The organism is Streptomyces sp. NPDC059816, assembly GCF_042732055.1.
Lineage (GTDB): Bacteria > Actinomycetota > Actinomycetes > Streptomycetales > Streptomycetaceae > Streptomyces.
The window spans coordinates 1-1,542 of record NZ_JBHWIQ010000071.1 but is presented as its reverse complement, the minus strand read 5'-3'; the positions used below and the strand labels follow the sequence as shown (position 1 = coordinate 1,542).

The window sequence follows — 1,542 nt, the reverse complement described above, 5'->3', positions numbered from 1 at the left end:
CCCCGTTATCTTTTTCGCGGTCCTGCAACGGGACCGCTGGCCTCCGGGCCCGGTATGACTGTGTCCCCCTGTCGAGGGCATGACCTGGGGGGTGGTGTCACCGGGCCTGGGAGGTGTCGTCGGAGACGCTGATGAGAGGTCCGGCCACCGCCTGGTCCGGTGCAATGCCGGACAGCTCGTGGGCGGCAGGTCTGCATAACGTGGATGCGCGCGCACGACACCACTGCCGAGGCCGGCACCGCCAACCCTTGTGGGAAGGGTGCGATGTTCGATACCGATGACGTGGGCGTGTTCCTCGGCCTGGATGTCGGCAAGACGGCCCATCACGGGCACGGGCTGACTCCGGCCGGGAAGAAGGTCTTCGACAAGCAGTTGCCCAACAGCGAGCCGAAACTGCGGGCCGTGTTCGACAAGCTGATCGCGAAGTTCGGCACCGTCCTGGTGATCGTGGACCAGCCGGCCTCGATCGGCGCCCTGCCCCTGGCCGTCGCCCGGGATGCGGGCTGCCGGGTCGCTTACCTGCCCGGACTGGCTATGCGGCGGATCGCCGATCTCTACCCGGGCGAGGCGAAAACGGACGCCAGGGACGCGGCGGTGATCGCGGACGCAGCCCGCACTCTGCCCCACACCCTGCGCTCGCTGGAACTGACCGACGAGATCACTGCCGAACTGGCCGTCCTGACCGGCTTTGACCAGGATCTCGCCGCCGAGGCCACCCGCACCAGCAACCGGATACGCGGCCTGCTCACCCAGTTCCACCCCAGCCTCGAACGCGTCCTCGGTCCGCGTCTGGACCACCAGGCCGTCACCTGGCTGCTGGAACGCCACGGATCCCCGGCCGCCTTGCGGAAAGCCGGCCGCCGCAGACTCGTCGAGCTCATCCGCCCCAAGGCCCCGCGCATGGCCGCCCGGCTGATCGACGAGGTCTTCGACGCACTGGACGAGCAGACCGTGATCGTGCCCGGGACCGGCACCCTCGACACCATCGTGCCCTCCCTGGCCCGCTCCCTGGGCGCTGTCCACGAACAACGCCGGGCCCTGGAAACCCAGATCAACACCCTGCTGGAGGCCCACCCTCTTTCCCAGGTCCTGACCTCGATGCCGGGAGTCGGCGTCAGGACCGCAGCTGTGCTGCTGACCACCGTCGGCGACGGCAGCAGCTTCCCCACCGCCGCCCACCTCGCCTCCTACGCGGGCCTGGCCCCGACAACGAAATCGTCGGGAACCTCGATCCACGGCGAACACGCACCCCGAGGCGGAAACCGGCAGCTCAAACGGGCCATGTTCCTGTCCGCCTTCGCCTGCATGAACGCCGATCCCGCCTCCCGGACCTACTACGACAAGCAACGCGCCCGCGGAAAGACCCACACCCAAGCACTCCTCCGCCTCGCCCGCCAGCGCATCAGCGTCCTGTTCGCGATGCTCCGCGACGGAACCTTCTACGAGTCCCGAACCCCCACCACGACCCCCGCCACATGAACGGGACCGACACACCCAAAACCGACAGCACGGGATTGACGAACGACATAGAGGCACCCCCCC

1 protein-coding gene is annotated in these 1,542 nt (G+C 68.4%); it reads left to right on the top strand.

Features of this window, described 5'->3' with window-relative positions:
* The first annotated feature begins 264 nt into the window (after window positions 1-264).
* A complete protein-coding gene (locus ACFV88_RS35985; RefSeq protein WP_385496440.1) occupies window positions 265-1,479 on the top strand; it encodes an IS110 family transposase in 1,215 nt (404 codons plus the stop codon).
* Window positions 1,480-1,542: the final 63 nt, after the last annotated feature.

Bases quoted from the DNA above. Each gene is read 5' to 3' on its own strand.
- ACFV88_RS35985 (WP_385496440.1), top strand. From the start codon at position 265: ATGTTCGATACCGATGACGTGGGCGTGTTCCTCGGCCTGGATGTCGGC.